Source organism: Mesorhizobium sp. M4B.F.Ca.ET.017.02.2.1, assembly GCF_003998955.1.
Lineage (GTDB): Bacteria > Pseudomonadota > Alphaproteobacteria > Rhizobiales > Rhizobiaceae > Mesorhizobium > Mesorhizobium abyssinicae.
In genome coordinates, this window is sequence record NZ_RZOF01000380.1 from 1 (window position 1) to 5697 (window position 5697).

The window sequence follows — 5697 nt, forward strand, 5'->3', positions numbered from 1 at the left end:
TCTTCCAGCATTTCTCCTTGTTCGAGACACTGACGGTGGTGGAAAACATCCGCCTGGTCGTGCCCGCAAGCAAATCGGATCTGGCGCAACGCATCCGCGCGCTCGGCCGCGACTTCGGACTTCAAGTCGATCCGCTCGCCCATGTGCACGCGCTCTCGGTCGGCGAGCGGCAGCGGGTGGAGATCATCCGCTGCCTGATGACCGAACCCCAGCTTCTGATCCTCGACGAACCGACCTCCGTCCTGCCGCCGCAATCGGTTGACAGGCTGTTCGAGACCTTGCGGCGGCTGCGCGACGGCGGCGTTTCCATCCTCTTCATCTCGCACAAGCTGGAGGAGATCCGCGCGGTCTGCGACCGTGCGACCATCCTGCGCGGCGGGCGCGTCACCGGCAATGTGGACCCGCGCGACCACGACGCGCACGACCTCGCCCGCATGATGATCGGCCGCGACATGCCGCAGCCCATGCCGGCGGTCGCGCATTCCGGCGGCGACAAGTGCCTCGAGATCGTCGGCCTCGACCATCGGCCGGACGATCCCTTCGCGGTGCCGCTTTCCGACGTCAGCCTGACGGTGCGGGCCGGCGAGATCCTCGGCATCGCGGGCATATCGGGCAACGGGCAGAGCGAACTCGCAGCGCTGATCTCGGGCGAGACGGTGCTGCCGCGCGAAAAGTCCGACCGTATCTTCATGATGGGAAAGGATGTCGGCGCGCTCGATGCGGCGGCCCGGCGCCGGCTGGGCTTGGCTTTCGTTCCGGAGGAACGGCTCGGCCGCGGCGCGGTGCCCGAAATGTCCCTTGTCCTCAACAGCCTTCTGACCGCCCATCCGTTCGGCCTGCTCAAGCGCGGCCTCGTCGACACGCCGCGGGCGAAGGCTTTCACCGACGACTGCATCCGCCAATACGACGTGCGCACGCCCGGTTCCGAAGCGGAGGCCGGCGCGCTCTCGGGCGGCAATCTGCAGAAGTTCATCGTCGGCCGCGAGATCATGCTGTCGCCGAAATTGCTGTTCGTGGCGCAGCCGACCTGGGGCGTGGATATCGGCGCGGCCGCCGCCATCCGCCGGCGCCTTGTCGCCCTGCGCAACGAAGGCGTGGGCATCCTCGTCATCTCGGAGGAACTGGAGGAGCTGTTCGAACTCTGCGATTCGATCCAGGTGATCCATCAGGGCCGGCTGAGCCCGCCGCTGGTGACGCGCGACACCAGACCCGAGGAGATCGGCCGCTACATGATCGGCGCCCATTTGACGGCCAGGAAAGTCCCTGCATGATCGCTTCCTCCAGGCCGTTCCTTCCCGTTCTGGTTCGCCGGGAGCATGCCTCGCTTACCGTCAAGCTGGTCGCCCCGCCCGTGGCGCTCGGCCTGGCGACGCTCCTCAATCTCGGGCTCTACGTGCTGATGGGCCGCGATCCCGTAGCCGTTTTCCACGCGATGCTTCTTGAACCCTTCCTGTCCTGGGCCTCGTTCTCGGAAGTCCTGCTCAAGACCGGGCCGCTCCTGCTCATCGCGCAGGGGCTTGCCATCGGCTTTCGCGCAAAGGTCTTCAACATCGGAGCCGAGGGCCAGTTCATCCTCGGCGCGATCTTCGCATCGGCCATCCCAATCTGGTTTCCAGCCGCGACGGGCCAGTGGATATGGCCCTCCATGCTCGTCATCGGCGCGCTGGGCGGCGCGCTGTGGGCATCGCTCACCGCCTTCTGGCGCGTCAGGCTCAATGCAAACGAGATTCTGGTGTCGCTCATGCTGGCGCTCGTCGCCGCGCAATTGCTCAACTATCTGCTTCTCGGCCCCTGGAAGGATCCGGCCGGCTTCAACTTCCCGCAATCGGTGATGTTCCAGTATGACGCGATGGTGCCGATCCTGATCCCCGGCACCCGGGTCAACGTCTCGCTGCTTGTCGCCTTCGCATTCTCCCTCGCGGCCTGGGTCTTCATGCAGAGGAGTTTCGCTGGCTACAAGCTGCAGGTCGGCGGCCTCGCGCCGCACGCGGCCGGATACGCCGGCTTCAACGAAGGGCGCGCGATCTGGCTTTCGCTGCTCATCGGTGGTTTCGCTGCAGGCCTCGCCGGAGCGGCCGAGGTGGCCGGGCCGCTTGGTCAGTTGCAGCGCTCCATCTCTACCGGTTACGGCTACGCCGCCATCATCGTCGCCTATCTCGGTGGCCTTCACCCGGTCGGCATCGTCTTTTCCGCGCTGCTGATGGCGGCCCTCTATATCGGTGGCGATAATGCAATGGTCTCGGCAAATCTGCCGGTCGCAGCGGTCCGGGTCTTCCAGGGCAGCCTGCTGCTTGCCTATCTCGTCGCCATCGCCTTCGTCCGCTACCGGCTCGTCTGGCGCCATGCCGCCCACGGAAGCACCTCATGAACGCCGTTGAGTTCATCGTCGCCGGGATGCTGGCGGCAGCCACGCCGTTCCTTCTGGCGGCGCTCGGCGAACTGGTGGCCGAGCGGGCCGGCGTCCTCAATCTCGGCGTCGAGGGACTGATGGCCCTCGGCGCCGTGATTGCTTTCATCGTCGTCTATCAGGGCGGCGGGCATCTGCTCGGATTCCTCGCCGCCGGCCTTGCCAGCGCTGCGCTCTCCCTTGTCTTTGCCGTCATCGCGCTGGGATTCCGCGCCAACCAGGTCGCGGTCGGCCTCGCCATAGGCATACTCGGCCAGGGCCTCTCGGCGCTGTTCGGCAAGAGCTATGAGAGCCTCACGGTCAGGGGGCTGCCGAAGCTGTCATTGCCCTGGCTGTCGGATATCCCGGTCGTCGGCGGCCTGTTCGCCCAGGACATTGTCGTGTGGCTTTCGCTTGCCGCGACCGTCGCCATCTGGGCGACGTTCGCCTACACCAAGACCGGTCTCGTCGTCCGCGCCGTCGGCGAGAACCCCAAGGCGGCGCATGCGCTCGGCTATCCGGTGATCGCCGTGCGCTTCGCCGCCGTCGCCTTCGGCGGCGTGCTGGCGGGGTTTGCCGGCGCCTACGCAGCCGTGGTCTACACGCCGCTGTGGGCCGATGGCATGATCGCCGGGCGCGGCTGGATTGCGATTGCGCTGGTCGTCTTCGGCACCTGGCTCACCAGCCGTATCTTTCTCGGCGCGTGTCTCTTCGGCGCCGTGTCCCTGGCAAGTCTGGCGGCGCAGGCGACCGGGCTGGGCGTTTCCTCGCAACTTCTGTCGAGCCTGCCCTATCTCGTGACAGTCATCGTGCTTGGCATCATCTCGTCGAACCGGCGGCTGCTCAAGCTCAACGGCGTTGCTTCGCTGGGAGAGCCTTTCGAGCGCTAGCACCACGGATGCGCCGCAATGCGGCCAATGCCATCTGCCCCGGCGAAACGGCAACGCCGATGGTCGGGTGCCAGTTCGGGGCTGCCGGCCTGCCACGCCGCCGACAGCCCCCGGCAGACCCCTCATTGCGGCGGAAAGAAGCACCGCAACCAGGAGAGTCGACATCGCATGAGGATATCACTATATACCGGCGGCTTCGGCGACGCGCCCCGGGTATTGGGCGGTCGACGGCGCTGCGAATGTGCTGACACCTATTGTGATGCAAATCGGTCTGAAAACCGGAAAAGCAAAATAGAAACAATAGCATGATGCTGGGTATCCCAGCCACCTCCACCATCATCCTCAACGATCAGAACGTGTCCCTTGACGCTTCCCTCCTCTCGCACGCTGTGGACCTCGGGCAAGATCAACTTGCCGGGAGATGCCGACTCGGCTGGAATGGGTGCATGCATCCTTTGCGGGGTGCCGACGTTTATGATTACCAACCGGCATAGCCGCTAGGGAAAAGCAGTATGAGTGAACATGCGATCGAGTTCTTGCGGGGGTGGATTGGCGAGAAGGTCCATTGCCAGCACTCGCCGGTAAAGATCGACACGCAGGCCGAGACCCTCGCCAGGGAATGCGCGGCCAAGGCGGCCGAGGAGGGCATTCTTCTCGAGGACATCCAGGAAGAGGTCGGCGACATCAAGGAATTGATCGCATCGCGCCTCGAAGAGGCCGCCGAGGCCGAGCAAGAAACCCATCCGGACAAGCCGTCCGAGTGAGCTAGACCCGGGCGGGGCGCGCCTGTCCCAGGCAGCGACTACCCTTTCGGGAATTTGGCCTGAAGCCAGGCCTTCGGCAGCGCCGGCACGAAATTGCCGTCCCGCCCTGTCATGTCCTCATTGGCGACCAGCGCGTTGAGGATCGCTTCCTCCACCCCTTGCACCACCGCATCGAAAAACGGATCGATATCGACGTCCGCAACGAAATCGGCATGCGCGATCCGTCCTGACGGTCCGAGCGCAGCCTCCGGGTTGGCGGTCGAGAAAGCGAGAAAAATGTCGCCCGAGCTGTGGTAGCCGTAGCCGCCGGTCATGGCGATGCCGAGCGGCACACGCCTCGCCAGCCGCTTCATCTGATGCGGCAGGAACGGCGCGTCGGTGGCGACGATGGCGATGATCGAACCCTTTTCGGCGCGCGGCGTGCCTTCGCGGATCGCCGGTTCGGCGAGATCTGGCCCGACGCGCTGGCCGCGCAGGGTGAAATTGCGCCGCTTGCCGAAATTCGCCTGCACGAACACCCCGACGGTGTAGCGGCTGTCCTGCCATGCGACGATGCGCGATGCGGTGCCGGACCCGGCCTTGAAGCCGAAGGCGATCATGCCGGTGCCGCCGCCGACGCTGCCTTCCTCGATAGCGCCGATGGCAGCGCTGTCGAGCGCGCCGGCAACATCGTCGAAGCTGACATGATGGCCGTTGATATCGTTGAGGAAGCCGTCAAAGGTCTCCGCCGCCACCGGCAGGCCCCAGCCTGTGTCGAGCGCGGCCGGCAGCACCTTGTGCATCCAGCGCAGCGTGCCGTCGCGGGTGACCCCGCAGGAATGCGTGTTGGTGATGGTGACCGGGAAATTGAAGGCGCCGGTCTCCTCGATGATGTGCGTTCCCGTCAGTTCGCCGTTGCCGTTCTGGCTGAAGACGCCGGCAAAGACCGGCGTCGCGAGTTCAGCAATCGGCCTGGGCAGGATGGCGGTCACGCCGGTGCGCACCGGCCCCTTGCCGACGACCAGCGGCCCGTCGCCCGAGATCAGCGTCGTATAGCCCACCGAAACGCCCGGCACATCGGTGATGGCATTGAACTCCCCGGCCGTGCCGTCGAAGCCGATGCCGAAAGCGCGGGCGCGCTGCTTTCGGGACGGCGTCAGGAAATGCGGATCATGTCCTGTCATGCCGCGCCTCAGAACAGCGAGCCTTGATTGCCCGGCTCCCTTGGCTTGGCTGGTTTGGCCGACGCCTTGGGCCGCGCGCCGCCGCCGGTGGCGACCGCGTCGGCGCTGCCGTCGGCGAATTCCAGCGACAGCGCCGCCCCTGGTACCACGTCCGCCGCCAGCTTGATCACCGCGCCTTCGGCATCCTTGACCAGCGCGAAGCCGCGCGCCAGCACCGCCTTGTGCGACAGCGTCGACAAAAGCCGGTCGGCCTGGGTCAAGCTCGCGCGCAACCGGTCCAGCCGTCTCGCGATGGCATGGTCCTGGCGCCGCGTCAGCCCGGTCAGAGCGTCGCCTTGAGCCTTCTGACGCCTGACGATCGGCGCCGGCGACAGCCTTGCGGCGGTGCGTTTGAAGCGTGCCCGCCTCTCGCGCGCGATGGCAAAGAACGCCGCCTGCGCGCGGGCGAGATCGCGGCCGGTCAGCGTGCGCGCTTCGTTGATGCGGCGGGAGAG

6 protein-coding genes are annotated in these 5697 nt (G+C 66.1%); 4 read left to right on the plus strand and 2 right to left on the minus strand.

What is annotated here, in order from left to right:
- The 4 genes from EN738_RS29675 to EN738_RS29690 all read left to right on the plus strand — a co-directional run.
- Positions 1-1271: ATP-binding cassette domain-containing protein (locus EN738_RS29675; protein ID WP_127286751.1), on the plus strand; the 1271-nt coding region annotated here is incomplete at its 5' end.
- The gene (locus tag EN738_RS29680; RefSeq protein WP_127286752.1) at positions 1268-2368 is read left to right on the plus strand and encodes an ABC transporter permease; all 1101 of its coding nucleotides are present in this window, start codon (positions 1268-1270) and stop codon (positions 2366-2368) included. The genes EN738_RS29675 and EN738_RS29680, both read left to right, overlap by 4 nt.
- Complete coding sequence (locus EN738_RS29685; RefSeq protein ID WP_127286753.1) at positions 2365-3276, plus strand: ABC transporter permease; 912 nt, start codon at positions 2365-2367, stop codon at positions 3274-3276. The genes EN738_RS29680 and EN738_RS29685 overlap by 4 nt, the downstream gene beginning before the upstream one ends.
- Positions 3277-3788: 512 nt before the next feature.
- Positions 3789-4040, plus strand: a complete 252-nt coding sequence (locus tag EN738_RS29690) for a DUF768 domain-containing protein (protein WP_127286754.1) — start codon at positions 3789-3791, stop codon at positions 4038-4040.
- 38 nt (positions 4041-4078) lie between these two features.
- On the opposite strand, the gene EN738_RS29695 is transcribed toward EN738_RS29690, so the two are convergent.
- On the minus strand, positions 4079-5203 hold the full coding sequence (locus EN738_RS29695; RefSeq protein ID WP_127286755.1) for a P1 family peptidase: 1125 nt from the start codon (positions 5201-5203) through the stop codon (positions 4079-4081).
- An 8-nt stretch (positions 5204-5211) separates the two neighbouring features.
- Positions 5212-5697: exodeoxyribonuclease VII large subunit (locus EN738_RS29700; protein ID WP_281034331.1), on the minus strand; the 486-nt coding region annotated here is incomplete at its 5' end.